Source organism: Rhizobacter sp. P2_H2 (genome assembly GCF_056403375.1).
In genome coordinates, this window is the sequence record NZ_JBFUFP010001565.1 from 1 (window position 1) to 891 (window position 891).

The following is an 891-nucleotide window of genomic DNA, read 5'->3' on the forward strand; positions in this document are numbered from 1 at the left end:
AGCTGAACTTCAACGATGCCATCAAGAGCCTGGTGGCGGCCGGCTACGGCGCCGCGCTGTTGCCGCGCGAGGAAGGCGCAGCCGCGGTCGACGAGCGCATCGTGATCAAGCCACTCGCGCCGCGCCTGTGGCGGCCGCTGGGCCTGGCCCACCGCGCCGGCAAACCCGAGCCTGCGACGCGGCATGTGCTGGACGCGCTGATGGCGATCCGGCAACGTTGATCCGGCGCCCTATGGCAGGCCGGGCGACACCCTGCTGCGGGTCGGTTTCAGCGACAAGGCCGGCCGCTCGACCAGATACCACGACAACGCGGCCGCCGGCAACACGAGCGCCAACGCGAGTGCCAGGTGCAACGCCAGCGGCGCATCGCGCCCCAGGGCCACCACCGCCACCTGCTGGGCCGGCCAGGCCCACAGGTAGATGCCGAAGCTGAGATCRCCCCAGCGTGCCGCTGCGCGCAGCACCGGCCATGATCGCCGCCCGATCCACACGCTGGCCGCGGGCAGGATCAGCAGGCTGCCGAGCTCCGGCTGGCCGAGCACGACGCACAGCATTCCGGCTCCGACCAGCACGGGCACGGCGCGCTGACGTGGATCGAAGTGAAACAGCAGTCCGCCACAGAGAAAGAACGCGCCGAAGTACGGCAGGTGGGGGAAATTTCCCCAGTCAAGCAAGGCGCCGTCGAGGCCGGCCTGCCCTCCTTGCCGTGCGAACACCAGCAGCAAGAGGGCAAGACCGGCCAGGGCCGCCCATCTCAACCGGCGCCCCAGCGCCCATCCGCCCGCGGCCAGCAGCACGTAGCAGGCCATCTCGTAGCGGATGGTCCACAAGGATCCATTCAGTTCATGGCGCACCGTCGGTCCGAACGGCTGCAGGTCGACGTCCCTGAAG

At 69.9% G+C, this 891-nt stretch carries 2 protein-coding genes; one reads left to right on the plus strand and one right to left on the minus strand.

Going from position 1 to position 891, the window contains the following annotated elements; genetic code table 11:
• The coding region (locus AC1D15_RS34770; RefSeq protein ID WP_477829660.1) for a LysR family transcriptional regulator substrate-binding protein at positions 1–221 on the plus strand (221 nt) is incomplete at its 5' end.
• 9 nt (positions 222–230) lie between these two features.
• Here AC1D15_RS34770 and AC1D15_RS34775 read toward each other — a convergent pair.
• Positions 231–891: acyltransferase family protein (locus tag AC1D15_RS34775; protein WP_477829661.1), on the minus strand; the 661-nt coding region annotated here is incomplete at its 5' end.